Origin of the sequence: Streptomyces buecherae, assembly GCF_014295035.1 — a bacterium.
In the GTDB taxonomy this organism is placed as follows: Bacteria; Actinomycetota; Actinomycetes; order Streptomycetales; family Streptomycetaceae; genus Streptomyces; species Streptomyces youssoufiensis.
The window spans coordinates 7689845-7708392 of sequence record NZ_CP060404.1; the positions used below are offsets into that span (position 1 = coordinate 7689845).

Consider the following 18548-nt stretch of genomic DNA (forward strand, 5'->3'; position numbering starts at 1 on the left):
GGCAGACATGCGCGGAAGGGAAACAGAACACCATGGCCATGACCAGCCCCCGCCCCAAGGTGGTGTGCGTCAGCGGTTCGCTGCCGCCGGACTCCAAGACCGAACGCCTGGCGCTGTGGTGCGCCACGGCCCTCGGTGACCTGGGCGCGGAGGTGGTCCTCTACCGAGGCGCCGACATCGAGTTCCCGCACTACCGCATGCCGCCCGCCGAGCGGGACAAGCCCGTACAGCGCTACCTGGAGGACCTCAAGAAGGCCGACGGCGTCGTCCTGATCTCGCCCACGTACCACGGCACCGTGTCCGGCGTACTGAAGAACGCCCTCGACTACGTGAACGACCTCATCGGCGAACCCCGCCCGTTCCTCGACGGCCGCCCCGTCGGCTGCGTCGCGGTGGCCGCAGGCGACCAGGGCGCGACCGCCACGCTGACCACGCTGCGCACCATCGCCCACGCGCTGCGGGCCTGGCCGACACCGCTGGGCGTGGCGGCCACGGGCCCGTCCGCCGCGCTCGATGCCGAGGGTGGCCCAGCCGACGACCGCCTCGCGGCGCAGCTCCAGATCATGTTCGGCCAGGTACTCACCCTGGCGGTGCCCCATGCGCGCCGGCGCAGCCGCGGGGTCAGCTCCTCGACCACGTGATACGCCAGCGCGCGAGCACCCTCGCCATCACCTCCCGCGCGCACCACCCGCAATGGCCTGCTTCGGTGAACGTTACGTATCCGCGCAGGGGCGTCGGTGGCGGGTCGCCCCGACCGCACGCGGTGCGATGAAGATTCGGCCTGTTGACGTCGCAGACGGCGTCGAACGCCCGTGGACCGAACTTCGCGTACGCGTCCCCCGTCCATCGCGTTGGCCGTCACGGAACGGGCTCATGGTGAGGGCGGACCTGTCAGGTAGTCCGTGGTGAGAACGGCGATGCCGGTTCGCCTCGGGGTTGCTCAAGGAGGTGCCTCCGGGTGCAGGACGCCGTGACCTTCGACAGTTCGCGCGGGCGCCACCATGGGGCCGTCCGGTGCCGGCGTCAGCCGCGTTTCCTGTAGACGGGTGCCCGGCTCCCGCGTTCGAGAAGGTGGCGCCGTCGGCGCTCGACAATCGCCGCGTACGGGGGCTGCGTTGGTCAGGTCCTCGGCTTGACGAGGCTCTCTTGCTGGTCATGCCTCCTTCCCTGTCCGCTGATGCCCCAGGAAGAGACGGCCAGCGCACCTCCCATCCGCTTCCCCCCGTCCCCGGTCGGCATTGACAACCGTCCTCGCGCCCCGTCACCATCATTCAACTAATCAAGTAGTGGAATGATGGTGGTGATCCTGGAGTACCGCATCGACAGGCGGAGCGGGGTTCCCGCCTTCCAGCAGATCGTGCAGCAGACCAAGCAGGCCCTCCGGCTGGGCGTACTCGTGCCAGGTGACCGGCTGCCCACCGCCAAGGAGGTCGCCGAAACCAGCACGGTCAACCCGAACACCACCCTCAAGGCGTATCGCGAGCTGGAGCGGGAGGGCTTGGTCGAACCGCGACCGGGCCGGGGCACCTTCGTACGTCGCACGCTGGGTCGCCCCGAGACGGGCACCGAATCGCCGCTGTACGCAGAGCTGGTGGCGTGGATGTCGCGGGCGGCCGGGGCCGGCCTGGAGCGGGAGGACGTGGCCGCGCTGGTCACGTCGGCGATGGAGAAGCAGTACGCCGCCGGGAACGCGGCGGCGACAGGGTCCACGACAACGGGGCCCACGGGGGCCACGACAACCTGGAGGACAGGTGAGTGAAGGTATGTACGCGGGACAAGCCGCGATCGAGGCGTACGGGCTGGGGATGCGCTACCGGCGGGGCTGGGCGTTGCGGGACTGCTCCTTCCGGCTCCCGGCGGGACGGATCTGCGGCCTGATGGGGCCCAACGGGGCGGGCAAGACCACGCTGCTGAGCATCGCGGCCCACGTGCTGCGACCAACGAACGGCTCGATCAGCCTGTTCGGTGAGGCCGCGGGCTCGGTGGAGTCCGGTCGGCGCACGGCGTTCCTCGCCCAGGAGAAGCCCCTGTTCCGCCGCTTCACCGTGGCGGAGACCCTGCGGCTGGGCCGGGAGCTGAACCCCGGCTGGGACCAGCGCGCAGCCGAGGGCATCATCCGGGCGGGAAACGTGCCCTTCGACGCGAAGATCAGCACCCTCTCCGGAGGCCAGCGCACCCGCGTCGCCATCGCCCTCGCCTTCGGAAAGAGCCCCGACCTGCTGCTGCTCGACGAGCCGATGTCGGACCTCGACCCGGTCGTGCGCCACGAGGTCATGGGCACCCTCCTCGCCGAGGCCGCCGAGCGCGGAACCACCGTGCTGATGTCCACCCACGTCCTCGCCGAACTGGAGAACGTGTGCGACTACCTCGTTGTCGTTTCCGGTGGCGGAGTGCGCCTCGCCGGTGACGTGGACGAGCTGATGTCCGTCCACACCTTGGTCACGGGCGCCAAGGAGGGGGACGGCGTGCCTTCCGCCCTCGGGCGCCACACCCTCGTCGAGTCACGGACCAGCGGACGGCAGTTCACCGCGCTCATCCGCCCCGAGGGCCCGGTCACCGGACCCTGGGACATGGGCACCCCGACCATGGAGGAACTCTTGCTCGCCTATCTCCGCTCACCCGACGCACCACCGCTGATCACCCCCACCGCCCAGGTCCACGGCCAGGGCTTAGGCACCGGGGCGGTGGCGGCATGAGCACCTTCACCCGCGACTCGACCAGCACCTCGACCGGCTCCACGAGCGACGGCACGAACGGGCCCACCGACGGGACCTCGGACGCGACCACCACGGAGGCCAACCGGCGCCCCCGACTCAGCGGTATGACCTGGCTGGTCTGGCGCCAGCACCGGGCCGCGTTCTGGACTACCCTCGTCGCCACCGCGCTCCTCGTGGGCTGGATCGTCTACCAGCGCGGCCAGTTGGTCGACTTCCTCGATGGTTACGGCTATCCCGGCGAGAACCTCCACGAGGCGGGCGGCAGGTTCCAGCAGTACAACGACGCGTTCTCCTTCGTCTCCACGGGTCTCCAGGCGTTACCCATCCTGCTCGGTGTCTCCCTCGGCGCCCCGCTCATCGCGGGCGACCTGGAGAACGGCACCGCCAAGCTGGTCGCCGCCCAGTCCATGAGCCGGACCCGCTGGCTCGCCACGAAGCTGGCGTTGGTCGGACTGGTGGTCGTGGTGAGCACGGGCGTGTTGTCGGCGGTGTTCGGCTGGTGGTGGAACCCCGTCAAGTCCGAGGCCACGGTCATGGAATGGACCTCGGGCGCCGCGTTCAACACGACGGGCCCGGTGCCTGTCGCCCTCACCCTCTTCTCCGTCTTCGGCGGGGTGGCGATCGGCATGGTGCTGCGGCGCACGCTGATGGCCATGGTGGTCACCTTCGGTTTCACCGTCGTCCTCCAGCTTGTCTGGAGTGACTTCCTGCTGTCGCTCGGCAACGTCGTCACGGTTACGACGAACAAGGGTGTCACAGGCGAGAACACGTTCCCGTCGCTGCCCCACAGCGCCCACGAAATCGATCAGTCGTATGTCACTGGCAGCGGGGATCTGCTGGGCTGGAGCACCTGTAGGCATGCGGAGACCGACGCGGCACAGCAGGCGTGCCTGGACAAGGCCGATGTCGTGGGCTGGTCGGTGCAGTACCTCCCGATGTCGCAGATGAACGCCATGCAATGGTTCGGGGCGTCGATCCTGTTCGCCCTCACCGCCGGTGTCGTGGCGTTCATCTTCTTCTGGGGTCGTAAGCGGCTCTTCTGAGTTCGTACGCCCCGCACCCCTTAGCGAAGGGGCGCCTCCTTCCCCCTCTGTTTCCTCGTCCCGTCCGCCGGGCTGCTTCGCCATGCCCGAAGGTCCAGAGAGAAAGGCATGCCTTGCATCACCGTAAGAGGCGAGCGAGTACGGCTTCCGCTCTCGCCGTCGCCGCCGCCCTTGCCTCGGCCCTGCTCGCTACCCCGGAATCCGGGGCCGCACAGATCGACAGCGGTACGGCAGGTACGGCCCGCGCCCTCGACAAGGCCAGGACAGTCACCCTCGTCACCGGTGACCGGGTCACGCTGGACGCCACCGGACAGGTCACCCGTGTGCGGCCCGGCAAGGGTCGGGAGGGCACCGCCTTCCGCATCGCGCGGAGCGCCGACCGGACCTACGTCGTCCCGCGTGACGCCGAGCGGCTCCTCGCGAACGGCACCGCCGACCGGCGGCTGTTCGACGTGACGCAGTTGGTCAAGTGGAGATACGACGACGCGGCCCGCCCCGACCTCCCACTGATCGTGACGTACGCCAAGGGCCGCACCCTGGCGCCGAGCACGCTGTCCACCGCCGGAGCCCGGGTCAGCCGGGGCCTGCCCAGCGTCAACGGGGACGCGCTGAAGGCCCGTAAGTCCAAGGGCGCCGACCTGTGGGAGACGCTCACCGGCAGCGGGGGGACGGCGCGGGAGAGGTCAGCCGCCGCCGACCGGGTCGAGAGGATCTGGCTCGATGGGAAGGTCGAGGCGGCCCTCGACCGGAGCACCGCGCGGATCGGTGCCCCCGAAGCCTGGGCGGCGGGGTACGACGGCACAGGCGTCAAGGTCGCCGTGCTGGACACCGGAGTCGACGGCACGCACCCGGACCTGAAAGGCCGTATCGACGCGGCGAAGAACTTCTCCGGGGCGACGGACACGGTCGACCGGGTGGGTCACGGCACGCATGTGGCGTCCACGGTCGCGGGGTCCGGTGCGCACTCCGGGGGCACGTACAAGGGGGTAGCGCCGGGCGCCCGGCTGATCAGCGGCAAGGTGCTCGACGACGAGGGTTACGGCGAGGAGTCCGCGATCATCGCCGGCGCGCAGTGGGCCATCGCCCAGGGCGCCAAGGTGATCAACCTCAGCCTGGGCGGCCCCGACACCCCCGGTGACGACCTCCTCGGACAGGCCGTGAACGACCTGTCCGCCACCTCCGGCGCCCTGTTCGTGGTCGCCGCGGGCAACGAGGGCCCCGCCGCCGGCACCGTCGGTTCGCCGGGCAGCGCCGCCGCCGCGCTCACCGTCGGCGCGGTCGACCGCGCCGACGCGATGGCCGACTTCTCCAGCCGCGGCCCTACAGCGGACGGTTCCCTCAAGCCCGACCTCACCGCCCCCGGCGTCGACATCGTCGCCGCGAAGACCGCCGAGGGCACGGAGGGCGCTCCAGCCGCCGACGGCTACGTCTCGATGAGCGGAACGTCGATGGCCACCCCGCATGTCGCGGGTGCCGCCGCGATCCTCGCCCAGCGTCACCCCGACTGGACCGGCGAGCGCCTCAAGGCCGCGCTCACCGCGTCCGCCAGACCCACCCCCGGCGTCTCGGCGTTCGCGCAGGGCACGGGCCGTACGGACATCGCCCACGCCCTCGTCCAGCAACTCACCACCAGGCCGACCACCCTCGGCTTCCCCACCCAGCAGTGGCCGCACACCGACGACAGACCGGTCACCAAGACCGTCACCTACCACAACGACGGCGACCGCCCCCTCACCCTCGACCTCACCACCGAGGTGTACGGCGAGGACGGAAAGCCCGCCGCCGAGGGCATGGTCGAGGTCTCGCCGAAGCGGCTCACCGTCCCGGCGGGCGGCACCGCGACCGCCCAGGTCACCGCTGACAGCGGCGCGGGCACGGCCGACGGCGGCTTCGGCGGCTCGGTCACCGCGACGAACGGCGCCGGCGTCACCGCACGGACCGGTGTCGGCCTACAGCGCGAAGTCGAGTCGTACGACCTGACCGTCAGACATCTCGACCTCAGGGGGAAGCCCGCCGGGCGGTCCCAGACCGGGGTGCAGGGGTTGGACAACGAGATCTGGAACGACTACTCGGACGACACGGACGGCGAGTTCACCGTGCGGCTACCCAGGGGCCGCTACAGCCTCGAAGGCCGCATCGACACGGGCGCGACCCCAGGCACCGGAAACCTGGCCCTCCTCCTCAACCCCAAGTTCTCGCTCACCCGTGACACCACCCTCGTCATGGACGCCCGCCAGGCCGAACCGGTCCGGATCACCGTGCCGGACGCCAGGGCCAAGCACACCGATGCCACCTTCAACTACGGGTTCGACATCGACCGGATCCAGAGCGTCACCACGTACGAAGTGGGCAGCTTCGGCAAGCTGCGCGTCGGGCAGTTCGGCGCCCGGCTGCCCGCCCGCGAGGCGTTCGCGCAGTACAACGGCGTCTGGGCGCACGGGAGTACGAGCTACCGGCCGGCGATGAACCGTACCGGCGATCTGGCCGGCTTCACCGTGAACCTGAAGCGCTCGCAGTTCGCCAAGGTCACCCTCCCCGTAGGTGAGCCCGCCAAGGACAAGAAGGGGTCGCTCGTCGCCGCGCCCCTCGCGCCGGGGACCGGATTCTGGGCCGACCTCACCCCGACCGAGTTCTCCCTGCCCGCCACCCTCACCGACTACGTTCTCCCGGGCGTGCGGTGGCGGTACTCCGTGGGGCAGACGAGCGGCACGGACGCGGGCGGCGAAACCGTGCACGACGCCGGCCAGTGGACCGCGAACCCTCGGGCATACAGCGCGGGCAAGCAGTACACCGAGCGCTTCAACACCGGCGTCTTCGGACCGCATCTCACGGGCCCGCTGACCGGTAACGAGGACCGTCCGGGCGCGGTCCGCGTCGGCGACACCTTCATGGCGTACCTTCCGCTCTTCTCCGACGGCGCCGGGCACGTGGGCGACTCCCGCTACAGCAAGGCCAGGAGCACCCTCTACGCGGGCGACACGAAGATCTTCGCCGCGAACACGGACCTGACCAGCGTCTCGTACGAACTCCCCACCGCCCAGCGCACGTACCGCCTGACGACGGACGTCTCCCGCCCCACCGCCCTCTCATCGGTCTCCACCCGGGTGGCCGCCGAGTGGACCTTCACCTCCGCGCACGTCACCGGTGCCGGGCAGCGGCTGCCACTGTCGGTGGTCCGCTTCACACCCCGGCTGTCCACGCAGAGCACGGCCAAGGCGGGTACGCGCTTCTCTGTCCCGTTCACGGTCGAGGGCGCGGCCACCGCGCGCACCGCCCGCAAGCTGGCCTTCTCCGTCTCCTACGACGACGGCCGGACCTGGCAGCCGGCGAAGGCGGTCAACGGCAAGCGCCTCGACCTGCGCCACCCGGCGAAGGCGGGCACGGTCTCTCTGCGCGTGACGCTCACGGACGCGGCCGGCAACACCCTGAAGCAGACGATCCACCGGGCCTACCGGGTCGTCAAGTAGACCTCTGAGCACGTGGGTTGGTGGGACGCCCGGGCCGGCTTCGGCCGGCGCGGGCGCTCTTGCTGGGAACGGGGCCCGCTGACCGTCGGAAGGTCCCCGACTCCGAAGTCGACCAGTTGCACATCCTCCTGAGTTTTGCCACGTGGTCCTCCAAAGTCGGGCGTCACGCCCTGCACTCCCTGGTCAAGATCGTGTCCGCCAAGAGCGGCACCTTTGGCGGACATCACCGTCGGCGACGCCGTGGAGTATCTCGCCGCACTCAAAGCAGCGAACAAAGCCGCGAACGTCAAAGCCCGCGGCAACACCCTTTTCTACGCCTGGCTGCGAGAGTTGGGCACCCTGCCCGCAGAAGCACCCAGTTCCTTGCGCTACCTGGCCAACACCAGTGGCCAGGTGTCGATGGAGCAGCTCGTCGACCGGTTCGGCGTCCGCTGCCGCCCTGTCCGAGATCTCTTGGTGGACTATCTCAAAGAGCGGCAGCCGGGTCTCGACTACACGTCCCTGAACAACTTGTCCCGGCACCTGGCCAGCAACTTCTGGGGTGACCTGGAACAACATCATCCAGGGATCGACTCTCTCCACCTAGCGCCCGAGGTGAGCGCGGCTTGGAAACAGAGATGCCGGACCCGCATCGAACGGCGCCGCCAACCAGACGGCAAAGTGCGTGAAGTAGTGACCGAACGCGCCAACGTCGCCAGCATCATGCTCTCCGTCCGGGCGTTCTATCTCGACATCGCCCAGTGGGCCATCGACGAGCCGGCACGCTGGGGGCCTTGGGCGGTGCCGAGCCCGATCAAGGACGCGGATGTCGCTGTCGTGAAAGACAACAAGCGGCGCAAAGCTCGGATGGACCACCGGACGAGGGAACGCCTTCCGGCTCTGCCTGCTGTCGCCCGAGCAGCTTCATCATGCCTCCACGCAGCCAAAGCCCGACTACAGGCACTGATGGACACCCGACCAGGCGGTCGGTTCGCTTTTGCGGGCGACACCTTCATGCGGGCAGCGAAGGACGGAACGACCTGGGCGGTGCACATTGCCACCGCCGGCGCGTCGACCTGGCCCTCGCGGAGAGCCGAGCGTTCTGGGCCTGGGCGATGGTCGAGTTCCTTCAGCACACTGGTGTCCGCATCGAGGAGATGCTGGAGGACAGCCATCACAGCCTGATCCAGTACAGACTGCCCACGACCGGCGAGATTGTTCCCCTCCTGCACATCGCGCCCTCCAAAACCGATGAGGAACGAGTCATCCTGGCCAGCCCGGAGCTCGCCGATGTGCTCAGCGCGATCATCGCCCGCATCCGCGACCCTCGCACCGGTGCCGTCCCCTACGTCTCCAGCTATGACATGGCAGAGAAGTCCTGGAATCCGCAGATGCCACTGCTTTTCCAGTGGTGCCGCAGCGGCGAGAGCTCCCGCCTCTCCCCGAAGCTCCTGCGCGAAGCACTGCAGGAAGTGCTGGCCTCCACGAATCTGACCGATTCAGCCGGACAGCCTTTGGACTTCTCGCCCCATGACTTTCGGCGAATCTTCATCACCGACGCCATCCGCAGCGGCCTTCCCCCGCACATCGCGCAGGTCATCGCCGGGCACACCAGCATCAACACGACCATGGGATACAACGCCATCTACCCCGGCGAGGCCATCGAAGCCCATCGCGCATTCATCGCCCGGCGCCGAACGCTCCGGCCCAGCGAGGAGTACCGAACCCCCACCAACGAAGAATGGGATGCCCTCCTCGGGCACTTCGAGCGACGCGAACTGTCCATCGGAATCTGCGCTCGCGCATTCGGAACGCCCTGCATCCACGAACACGCGTGTATTCGATGCTCCATGCTCCGACCGGACCCGGATCAGAGACACCGCCTCGTCGAGATCCGCGACAACCTGATCGCCCGAATCACCGAAGCAGAACAGGAGGGATGGCTCGGTGAGATCGAAGGACTCCAAGTCAGCCTCGCCAGCGCAGAGGAGAAGCTCATCCAGCTCGATACAGAGCAAGTCCGTCAACGCCAAGTGATCAATCTCGGCATGCCCAGCTTCAGCCAGATCGCGACAGGAATCAGTACGGCAAGAGGACCTTCAAGTGAGACGAGCTTCATCCACGCGGATGATCTACACCACCCTGACCCAGGCCACGGGCCACGCTCTACGGGCGGCGGGCCAGCAAGTGAGTGTCGAGGAAACCACGCTCGGACGCTGGGTCATGGAGCAACCGAGCAACTGTGACGAGTCCGGCCCCGGTCAGCATCGCGGCAAACTGCTCCGCCGGCCAGCTATAGGCGGGCGCCACCTTGTGGTCGAAGCGGACCGGCTTCGGTCCCTCGGTCCCGAAGAAGGACACCAGGAGCAGGCCCCCTGGTGCCAGGACACGCACCTGCTCGGCGAGCAGCACGGGCAATTCCTCAGGTGGGGTATGGATCATCGAGTAGTGGGCCAGCACTCCGCCGAGCGCGCCGTCCTCGACCGGCAGGGCCTCCATTCGCGCTTCGTCGAACCGCAGCGCCGGATGGGCCCGCCGAGCGTGGTCGACCATGGCCGGGGAGAGGTCGAGCCCGAAGGCGTCCAGCCCCAAGTCGTGCAGCATGGCCGTCAGATGACCGGGCCCGCACCCGACGTCGGCTGCCCGCAGGTTCCCCGTGGCACGCACGAGCTCGGCGAAGGTACCGATCATGTTCCGCGCGAACGGCTGCGTCTCCAGCCGATTAGCGAACATCGACGCGTACAGGTCGACGACCCCGTCATAGGCCGCTCTAGTCTCGTCCTGGTGGCTTAACACGGGAAGGAAACTAACACCTTCGCCGGTCGCAGCCGTTCTCCGGCCCTTCCCCTCAGGACTGATCGTCCCCTCACCTGATCACGGGGACACCCTCGGTAGTTCAGAGAAGAAGTCGATCCGGTCCCGCTCGTCGGCATCGGCGGCCCAGGTGAGCTGGCTGATGTCGGCGCCCGGGTTGTCGCTCGGCCATGTGAAGCCCGGCGTGCGGACGGGGTCCGGGTGGATCTTGCGGTAGCTGTCGCGGAACCCGGCGTCCTCGATCGCCTTGGTCGTCGACCAGGTGACCTCGGTGCCGTGGTGGTCGAAGAGGTGCCCGGTCCGGTGGTCCCAGTCCTGGTGAGAGGGCTCGTTAGAGTCACCGGCCAGCAGCGTCAGCCGCTCGCTGAGCGTGACTACGTCCGGCCCGCGACGGTGTCGGCGATGCCCTCCCGGCCCCCCTCGACCTGGCTGCCGCCGAGCCAGATGTTGAACTGCATCACCTTGAGGTCGCGGTGCGAGAGTCCGTCGCGCTGCCCCGCGTCCCGCCGGGCGGCCTCGGTCGTACCCCTGGTCGGCACCTCCGCTCCGTCGGCCGCGCCGGATGTCCCGAGTGACTCGTGCTGCTCGACCAGCAACGACCTCCGGTGACTGTCCTGTATCCATGGCATGGCCACGGTCGCCTCGGGCCGGGGAACGTCGCGGCTTCCGGCGCACGACACGTGACCTGGGACGACACACCCACGTCGACGCGCCCTTCTCACCCTGGGTAACCCTCGCCGGTGACACCTCTGGGGTGGGACCGAACGGGTGGCCCTCCCACGTGCGGGGCGACGCGGCGGGTGCTTCGCCGTGCGCGGTCACGCGTACACCCGGCGACACGCGACCGGAACCCGCGCCACGCGCGCCGCCGGCCCCCGCTCGGCGCCGGGGACGCTCCCCGCCGCCTGTGACAGCCACCTGACCGTCACGCGCCCGTACCGCCCGCTTGTCTGTGACAGGCTTGTTACCGCTCGTGTGACCCCTGTCACCACCTTGTGTGGTCCTGTCCTGCTCGACTGTGCGGATGCCTGCCGCCTCGCTCACCCGCCCCGTCGCCGTCGCCGGCCTTCTGCTGCTCACCGCCTGTGGAACGCAGGAGGCGAACTCGCGCGGCGACAGCTCGTCGCAGCCGCGTGGACCGGGTCCCACGGAGATCGCCAGCGCGCGCCCCTGCCCCGTCGAGTCCACCGGGGCGTCCACCACGCCCCGGCCGTCGGCCTCGCTGCGGGACAAGAGTGATGGGCTGGTGGACGGTGTCACGATCATCACCGTGGGCGACGGGCCGCGTGCCTGTGCCCAGTTCCAGGTGACCAACCACGAGGCCGAACCCTTCACGTACACGATCGGTTTCACCGCCCAGTCGGCCTCTGGGGAGGCGCTGGCGAACACGGAGCAGACGGTGGCGTCCGTGCCGCCGGGGCGGACCGTACGGCGCACCGTCGTCCTGGACGACCTGCCCGGGGCCCCGGCCGATGGCGGTGGCGTGAAGATCACGAAGGTGAGAGGCGTTCCCGCCGACGAGGCGCCCGCCAGCGCCGGGTCCTGTCCCGCGTCGGGCGTGCGCGTCCACGCGGACGAGGGCTCCGCCGCGATGGGGCTGCGTGCCGTGAGCCTGCGGCTGGAGAACTGCGGTACGCGCGTCACGCGGCTCGACGGCTATCCGCGGCTCCAACTCCTCGACGACGACCACAAGCCGCTGGGGGGCGTGCGGATTCTGCACGGCGGCAGCGCCATCGCCACCGGCACCGGGGCGGACGGCGCACCCCAGCCGCTGGCCGTGCGGCCGGGGGAGAGGGCCTACGCCGTCCTGGCCTGGCGCAACACCGTCGCCAACGGCACGGCTGAGCCCGCGCACGCCCCGTACGTACGCGTGCGGGCGAAGCCCGGCGCCGACCCGGTGATGGTGACCCCGGAGCTGGACATCGGTACGACGGGGCGGGTGGGCATCGGCCCGTGGAAGAAGGACGAGACTCCGGGCGGCGGCGCGAGGAGGCCGTCCGCCAGCGGGGCGCCCGGCGTGCCCGGGTCCTGAGCGCCCGCGCTACCGCGCGCCCCCGGCGGGCCCGCCGCGCGCCGTCGCCGGAGTCAGGCGGCGGTTCGTCGGCGGCGGTGCGTAAGGCATGATCGGAGGATGTCTGATCGCATCATTGCTGCCTGTGACGGGGCGGCCAAGGGGAACCCGGGCCCGGCCGGGTGGGCGTGGGTCATCGCGGACGCGGATGGCCGCCCCGAGCGCTGGGAGTCCGGGCCGCTCGGCCGTGCCACCAACAACGTGGGCGAACTCACCGCCCTACAGCGCCTGTTGGAGGCGGTCGACCCCGGGGTGCCGCTGGAGGTGCGGATGGACTCCCAGTACGCCATGAAGGCCGTCACCCAGTGGTTGCCCAGTTGGAAGCGCAACGGTTGGAAGACGGCGGCCGGCAAGCCCGTCGCCAACCAGGAACTCGTGCAGGCCATCGACGCGCTGCTGGCGGACCGGGACGTGGAGTTCCAGTACGTGCCGGCGCACCAGGTGGACGGCGACCCGCTGAACGCGATCGCCGACCAGGCCGCCAGCGACGCGGCCGTGCGCCAGGAGGCCGCCGGCACCGCGCTCGGCGTCACGGAACCGCCGGTGCCCGCGCCCCAGCGCGCCACGCCGGCCCGCGCGCGCTCCGGCGGCGCGGGGAAGCGGCCGGCCCGGACGTCGTCGGGCGGCGGCTCGCGCACCATCAAGGCCAAGTTCCCCGGCACCTGCCCGTGCGGGAAGTCGTACGCCGTAGGCGAGCCGATCACCAAGCTCGGGACCCGCTGGGGCCACCCCGAGTGCCGCGCCACGGTCGCGGAGGGCGCACAGGTCTGAGCCCCGGTCGCTGCCGGGCAGCAAGGCCCGCGCCGCCGCGCCCGCCCGCGCCCCCGACGTACCGGAACGCTGTTGCCCCGCGTCTCCCGGTGTCGGGGGCGCGGTCGGGTACGGGCCCGCTCGCCGTCGCGGTGCGGCGGCGTCGCGCCGGGCACCCCTCGCCGCCCCAGCCCCCCGACGGGGGCGACCAGTGGGGCCCGGCCGCGACTCCGGTCCGACTCTGCACCCCGCCGCTCACGCTCCACTAACGCATCGCTGCCTCGCCCGCTCGGCGCGCGTGCGGAATGGCCGAGCCGGCGCCTCCCCGGCGGCCGGGCGACACAGCGGCCCGTGGGTGGGAGGGGGCCCGGAAGCGCGGCCCGATGACGGCGCGCGCGGCTGACGCGGCTGACGCGGCTGACGGTGGTCCAGGTCCGGGCTGGCGGGTACGCGTGTCGCTGCCGGAGGCCAGGGTCGTGACGCGCGACAACGGGTCCGGGGGCGCCGCGGGCGGAGATCGGGAGGGGCGTCGGAGAAAGTGGCGCGCTTGGTGACGCGGCCAGCGCAGACCTCACCGGTCGGGCCGTCGCGCTCGGCGACAACGGCGCGGTGCCGGGGGCAGTCCCAAGTGACCTGCGACGAAGGCGACTTGAGGGGCTGGCGTGAGGGCCCGTCAGGCCCCTCGCGGAGGTGGCAAGAACCGGCCACGGTCGTGGCCAGGAGTGGCCACCGGGGCTGCTTCGGGGGATGATCGCCTGCAACGATGTGTGATGCGCATATCACCATGCGCAACGGGCCTTGGACGCGCGATGGTGCTGTTCCTAGCGTGTGAAGGTTGGTGCCCCGTCGCCCGTCCGGCGGCGGGGTGACGTGAACTCACCCAAGGGGTCTTCTCACGTGCGCGTATTCGTCACCGGAGCGACCGGATACATCGGGTCCGCGGTCGTCCGCGAACTCATCGCCACCGGGCACGAGGTCGTCGGGCTCGCCCGCTCGGACACGGCCGCCGCGGCGCTCACGACGGCCGGGGCGGCGGTGCACCGCGGCTGCCTGGGCGACCCCGACAGCCTGCGCACCGGCGCCGCCGCCGCGGACGGCGTCATCCACCTCGCCTTCAGTCGGGACGTCTCCGACTACGTGGACGCGGCAAAGCTGGACGTGGGTGCTGTCGAGGCGCTGGGGGCGGCGCTCGCGGGCACCGGCAAGCCGCTCGTGGTCACCTCGGCGACGCTGCTCCTCGCCATGGTGGCCCCGGGCTGTCGTGGGACCGAGGAGGTCCCGCCCGTTCCGGGATCGACGGCGCCTCGCATCGCGGCGGAGAACGCGGTCATGGCCCTGGCCGAACAGGGTGTGCGCGCCTCCGTCGTGCGGCTCGCGCCGGCCGTGCACGGCGAGGGCGGCCGGGGGCTCGTCTCGCGCCTGGTGGACCTCGCCTGCGAGCGGGGGGTGTCGGCCTACGTCGGTGACGGGACGAACCGCTGGCCCGCGGTGCACCGGTGGGACGCGGCGCGCCTGTTCCGGCTGGCGGTGGAGAACGCCCCGGCGCGTTCGATCCTGCACGGCGTCGCCGAGGAGGGGGTGCCGTTACGCGCCATCGCCGAGGTCATCGGCCGCCGGTTACGGGTGCCGGTCGTCAGCCTGACTCCCGACGAGGCAGGCTGTCACTTCGAGTTCCTCGCCGACCTCGTCTCGCTGGACAACCTGGCGTCGAGCGACCTGACCCGGCAGCGGTTGGGCTGGTCTCCCAGTCGCCCGGCGCTCCTCCCCGACCTGGAAGCCGACCCCCGCTTCGCGACCTGCGCCAGCGCGCCGGAGACGCCGGACGACCCGGCGCCGCGCGGAGACCAGCCTGCCCCGGGTTGCTGCCAGGCGATGGCCGAGCAACCCACCCTGGGGTGAGGGCGGCGCCCGTACCCGGAGACACCCACACCGGCAACGTTGTCAGCTCCGGGCGCCGAGCCCGCCCCGAGGGTGTGTCGTGGACTCAGCTCGCGGGCGTGCGGCGCGCGACCGACCGGCAGGTTCGGAAGAACCGCTCCACCTGGTCGTTGTCGTCGTCGGCGAGCAGGGTCAGCCACGTACCGTCGGGGAAGGACAGCCGGAAGCGCGGGAGGTGTCGGTCGGCGTCGCGCGGGATGTCGGGCCTGGCCGTCCGGTACGGAACGCGGGCCACGATCCGCAGCCGCCGGGCCCGGCCCGTGAACCACACCCGCGAGGGGGCCGCGAGGAGCACCAACTCCTCGTCCGTCGGCACGATCAGCCGCTCCCCGTCGGGTGCCCGCGCGTACCAGGACAGCAGCGTCCGCCCCGCCGCGCCGTCCCAGTCCCCGTCGAACGTCTGGTACAGCCCCTGTTGGCGCGCCGCCGCCACGCGGCGCCCGGCGGCCTCCCGCGCCTCCTTCCTGGCGCGCCGCGCCTTGGCGCTGAGCGCCGGGCCGTCCCACCCCTCGATGGCCGCCACGAGGAGCAGCGGCGAGGCGACCACGAACCCGAGGGTGGCCAGTACGCGGGGGAGCGGGCGGCGCCGGGGGCGGACCCGCCCCGCGCCGGCCGGGGGTGGTCCGGGCAGCGCGGTGACCAGGGAGCACCAGGTTGCAGACTCGGCCGACGTACGGGCCGACGCCGATCCTGACCGGCCCTCCAGCGACACCAGTTCGGCCGCTCGTATCCGCATGCGCTTGGTTCCCACCCGGCCCAGGGTAACCGGGCCGGACGGGCCGGCTGTTGGCTGTGCCGGCTGTTGGCTGTGCCGGGTGCCGGGTGCCGGGTGCCGGGTGCCGGGTGTTGGGTACGGGTGGGTGGGCGCCGGGTACGGGTGGGTGGATGCGCCGGCTCACCCAGCGTGTGGCCCGCGTCCGGCCGGTGGGCCGGTGCGGCTGAGCACGTCCGGGCACGCCGAGTGGGTCGGTGGTCTCGTCGGGCGTCGTGCCCGGCACCATGACCGGCCTGGTTCGCGGCCACCCTCACGCGTACGGCCCGCCCCAGCGCCGACGTGCCGTCAGGCGTTGGAGCGGGGCGTGTGCCGGCGGGCTCGCGGGCGTCAAGCGGCTGCCCCGAAGACGACGCTGGTGTTGATCCCGCCGAAGCCGAAGGCGTTGCTCAGCGCGTGGCGCGGCTGGGCCGCGACCGGGTGGGCCGGGGCCAGGCGCAGCGGCGCCGCCGCGGGGATGGGCTCGCGCAGGTTGGCGTTGGGGTGCACGAAGCCGAGCCGGAGCTGCTGCACGCAGGCCACCGCCTCGATGGCCGCGGCTGCCCCCAGGCAGTGGCCGGTCAGCGACTTGGTGGCGTTCACCCAGGGTTGCCCGGCGTGCTCGCCGAGCACCTCGCGCAGCGCCTCGGCCTCGGCCTCGTCACCCTGCGGGGTGGAGGTGGCGTGCGCGTTCACGTAGTCCACCCGGGCGGCGTCCACGCCGGCGTCGGCGAGCGCGCGTCGCATGACGCGGACCTCGTCGGCGCGTGACGGCGAGGACAGCCGGCTGCCGTGCAGGGCGACGGCGCCGCCCAGCATGTGGGCCAGCGGCCGGGCGCCGCGCGCGGCGGCGTGCTCGACGGACTCCAGCACCAGCGCGGCGGCCCCCTCGCCGTAGACGAACCCGTCGTGCCCGGTGTCGAAGGGGCGGCTGCGCTCGTGCGCCGGCTCCTGCACCGTCTTGGCCCCGAGCGCGCCGAGGTTGAAGAACGCCATCTGCTCGACGGGTGACAACTCCGTCATCGGGGCGATGACCAGACACACGTCGGCGTAACCGGCCCGGACCAGGCGAAACCCGGTGACCAGGCCCACGTTGCCGGCGGCCGATGCGCCGCCGGTGGTCACACCCTCGCCCAGGACGCCGAACAACTCGCTGGCCGTGCCCAGCAGATCGCTGTCCCACAGGTCGATGGCGTAACTCGGGCGCACGAAGGAGGGTGCCTTGCGGAACTTGTCACCCATCTCCTGGTAGAGCCGGTGTGCCTGGTTGCCGCCGGCGATGACGAGGCCCGCGCGGGTGGCGTCCAGGTCCGTACGGGCGGGGTCGTCCCCGGTCGGCAGGCCCGCCTGGGTCCAGGCTTCCGCCGCGGCGAGCAGGGAGTGCTGCTTGGTGCGGGTGGCCCGGCTCAGCAGGGGACGCAGCCGCTCGCGCAACCCCGGCTCCACCGTGGGTGACTGCGCCGCGAGGGTCTCGGCGGGCGTGCGGCGCTGGCGTGCCACCACGCCCAGGCTGGCGGGCAGGTCCGGACCCGGCTGCTCGTACGTCACCCCGGACGTGCCCGCCCGCAGGGCCGCGGTGAACTCCTCGACGTCGCCGCCCAGGGCGCACCGCACGCCGAGCCCGGTGATCGCGACGCCGCTGCCGCGGTCGGTCACAGCGCTTCCGCCCGCAGCGTCCGCAGCCGCGCCGGCTCGGTCCCGAAGGGGGTGATGACGGGGTAGGTCCGCAGGTCAGGGTGGCTGGTCTTCATGATGGCGGCCAGCGTCGAGGACGGCGTCAGGTCGACGTAGTGGGCTTCGGCCGCCCCCGGTACGGCGGACAGGGCGCGGGTGAAGGCGATCGGCCGGCGCAGGGTGGTCCAGCAGTCCTCGGCGTGCCAGCCCTTGACCACGTCGGTGCTGGTGGACGAGATCAGCAGCGGTCGCGCGGACGCGGGGTCCGGGGTGGCGTCGAAGGTCAGGGACGCGGCCAGTTCGGTGATCGGGTCGCGCAGTCCGTCCAGCGCGGAGGAGTGGAAGGCGAAGTGCACCGGCAGCGACACGGTGATCAGCCCCCGCTCCTTGAGGGCCTCGGTGGCGATCCGCAGCCCGGCGGCCTCGCCGCTCAGCACGAAGTGGCCGTCGTGGTTGATGGAGGCGACCTCGGTGTGCTGGTGCAGGACGGGCAACTCCTCGTAGAGCCGGGGGTCGCCGAGCACGGCGACCATGCCGCCCGGTCGCAGCCTGCCCTCCAGCAGGTGCGCCATCTCGATCACGAAGCCGAGGGCGGCCTCGACCGGCACGTACCCGGCGATCGCCATGGCGCTGAACTCGCCGAGGCTGGAGCCGACGAGGACGTCGGGGCGCAGGCCCTCGGCGCGCAACACCTCGCTGAGCGAGTACTCGACCATGAGGATCGCGGCGTTGGAGAGCGCGAGGTCGTCGCAGGGGTCGGACAGGCCGCGGCCGGAGCCGTAGAGGTAGTCGACGACGGACCGCTCACCCCGGCCGGTGCACACCGCATCCAGGCGGTCCATGCTGCGCCGGAACTCGGCGTTGTCCTGGTAGAGGGACGATGCCATGCCGAAGTACTGGGACCCCTGCCCACCGAGCAGGTACACCATGTTGCGCACGTATTATCCCCCGGTTACTTCTGCTTTTTCTTTTCATGAAATATCGCATGGCTGGACCGGCGAGTCCACTTTTCCATGCGCATAAACGCAAGCGGACAGTATATGGGGCGGGCTTTACGGGTCAACGCTTCGGACACTTCTGAATTATTCTGGACATTTACGGCGGCGGTGATGTGCGGTGAGGTGTCCAAAGTGAAGCGGAGTGTTAAGTTCCTCTTCTTGTGCCGGCCTGGTCGGATGTAGGGGCGATATGGTCGACGAGGAACCAGAAACCGTTACGGTTCGATCTCCTCCGGTAACCGCTCGCAGTGGAGTTGCGCCCGGCCCATTAATGGGGTGAAATGGCGCGCAGCCGTTCGGGGATGTGTCGGGGTGTCGCCGTCGATGTCCGCTTGTGCGTGCGTCG

At 71.0% G+C, this 18548-nt stretch carries 15 protein-coding genes; 10 read left to right on the forward strand and 5 right to left on the reverse strand.

The window, feature by feature from the left end:
* The first annotated feature begins 32 nt into the window (after positions 1 to 32).
* The 7 genes from H7H31_RS30745 to H7H31_RS30775 all read left to right on the forward strand — a co-directional run bounded on the left by H7H31_RS30745 (position 33) and on the right by H7H31_RS30775 (position 9452).
* A complete protein-coding gene (locus tag H7H31_RS30745; RefSeq protein ID WP_232110158.1) occupies positions 33 to 641 on the forward strand; it encodes an NADPH-dependent FMN reductase in 609 nt (202 codons plus the stop codon).
* 650 nt (positions 642 to 1291) lie between these two features.
* The gene (locus tag H7H31_RS30750; RefSeq protein WP_187065100.1) at positions 1292 to 1759 is read left to right on the forward strand and encodes a GntR family transcriptional regulator; all 468 of its coding nucleotides are present in this window, start codon (positions 1292 to 1294) and stop codon (positions 1757 to 1759) included.
* A 4-nt stretch (positions 1760 to 1763) separates the two neighbouring features.
* A complete protein-coding gene (locus H7H31_RS30755; RefSeq protein WP_187065116.1) occupies positions 1764 to 2696 on the forward strand; it encodes an ABC transporter ATP-binding protein in 933 nt (310 codons plus the stop codon).
* Positions 2693 to 3760 carry an ABC transporter permease subunit gene (locus H7H31_RS30760; RefSeq protein ID WP_187065101.1) on the forward strand — a complete coding sequence of 356 codons (1068 nt, stop codon included), beginning with the start codon at positions 2693 to 2695 and terminating at the stop codon, positions 3758 to 3760. Before H7H31_RS30755 ends, H7H31_RS30760 begins: the two co-directional genes overlap by 4 nt.
* Positions 3761 to 3873: 113 nt before the next feature.
* Positions 3874 to 7227, forward strand: a complete 3354-nt coding sequence (locus H7H31_RS30765) for a S8 family peptidase (RefSeq protein ID WP_187065102.1) — start codon at positions 3874 to 3876, stop codon at positions 7225 to 7227.
* A gap of 213 nt (positions 7228 to 7440) precedes the next feature.
* Complete coding sequence (locus H7H31_RS34440) at positions 7441 to 8391, forward strand: hypothetical protein (RefSeq protein ID WP_187065103.1); 951 nt, start codon at positions 7441 to 7443, stop codon at positions 8389 to 8391.
* Positions 8322 to 9452, forward strand: coding sequence for a tyrosine-type recombinase/integrase (locus H7H31_RS30775; RefSeq protein WP_187065104.1), 1131 nt, complete (start codon positions 8322 to 8324; stop codon positions 9450 to 9452). The genes H7H31_RS34440 and H7H31_RS30775 overlap by 70 nt, the downstream gene beginning before the upstream one ends.
* Here the strand turns inward: H7H31_RS30775 and H7H31_RS30780 are convergent.
* A complete protein-coding gene (locus H7H31_RS30780) occupies positions 9373 to 10002 on the reverse strand; it encodes a class I SAM-dependent methyltransferase (RefSeq protein ID WP_187065105.1) in 630 nt (209 codons plus the stop codon). The two genes, H7H31_RS30775 and H7H31_RS30780, sit on opposite strands and share 80 nt — an antisense overlap.
* Before the next feature lie 392 nt (positions 10003 to 10394).
* The gene (locus H7H31_RS34445; protein WP_232110159.1) at positions 10395 to 10649 is read right to left on the reverse strand and encodes a hypothetical protein; all 255 of its coding nucleotides are present in this window, start codon (positions 10647 to 10649) and stop codon (positions 10395 to 10397) included.
* 395 nt (positions 10650 to 11044) lie between these two features.
* Here H7H31_RS34445 and H7H31_RS30790 point away from each other — a divergent pair, with 395 nt between their 5' ends.
* From H7H31_RS30790 to H7H31_RS30800, 3 genes are all read left to right on the forward strand, one after another.
* Entirely contained in the window at positions 11045 to 12052 is a 1008-nt protein-coding gene (locus H7H31_RS30790; protein ID WP_187065106.1) for a DUF4232 domain-containing protein, read from the forward strand.
* Between the two features lie 99 nt (positions 12053 to 12151).
* Positions 12152 to 12862, forward strand: a complete 711-nt coding sequence (locus H7H31_RS30795) for a ribonuclease H family protein (protein ID WP_187065107.1) — start codon at positions 12152 to 12154, stop codon at positions 12860 to 12862.
* A gap of 876 nt (positions 12863 to 13738) precedes the next feature.
* Positions 13739 to 14740, forward strand: a complete 1002-nt coding sequence (locus H7H31_RS30800) for an SDR family oxidoreductase (protein WP_187065108.1) — start codon at positions 13739 to 13741, stop codon at positions 14738 to 14740.
* An 85-nt stretch (positions 14741 to 14825) separates the two neighbouring features.
* Here the strand turns inward: H7H31_RS30800 and H7H31_RS30805 are convergent, their stop codons facing one another.
* From H7H31_RS30805 to H7H31_RS30815, 3 genes are all read right to left on the reverse strand, one after another.
* The gene (locus H7H31_RS30805) at positions 14826 to 15530 is read right to left on the reverse strand and encodes a hypothetical protein (protein ID WP_187065109.1); all 705 of its coding nucleotides are present in this window, start codon (positions 15528 to 15530) and stop codon (positions 14826 to 14828) included.
* Positions 15531 to 15881: 351 nt separating this feature from the next.
* Positions 15882 to 17186, reverse strand: a complete 1305-nt coding sequence (locus H7H31_RS30810) for a beta-ketoacyl synthase N-terminal-like domain-containing protein (protein ID WP_187065110.1) — start codon at positions 17184 to 17186, stop codon at positions 15882 to 15884.
* Positions 17183 to 18133, reverse strand: coding sequence for an acyltransferase domain-containing protein (locus H7H31_RS30815; protein ID WP_232110392.1), 951 nt, complete (start codon positions 18131 to 18133; stop codon positions 17183 to 17185). Before H7H31_RS30815 ends, H7H31_RS30810 begins: the two co-directional genes overlap by 4 nt.
* Between the last annotated feature and the right edge of the window lie 415 nt (positions 18134 to 18548).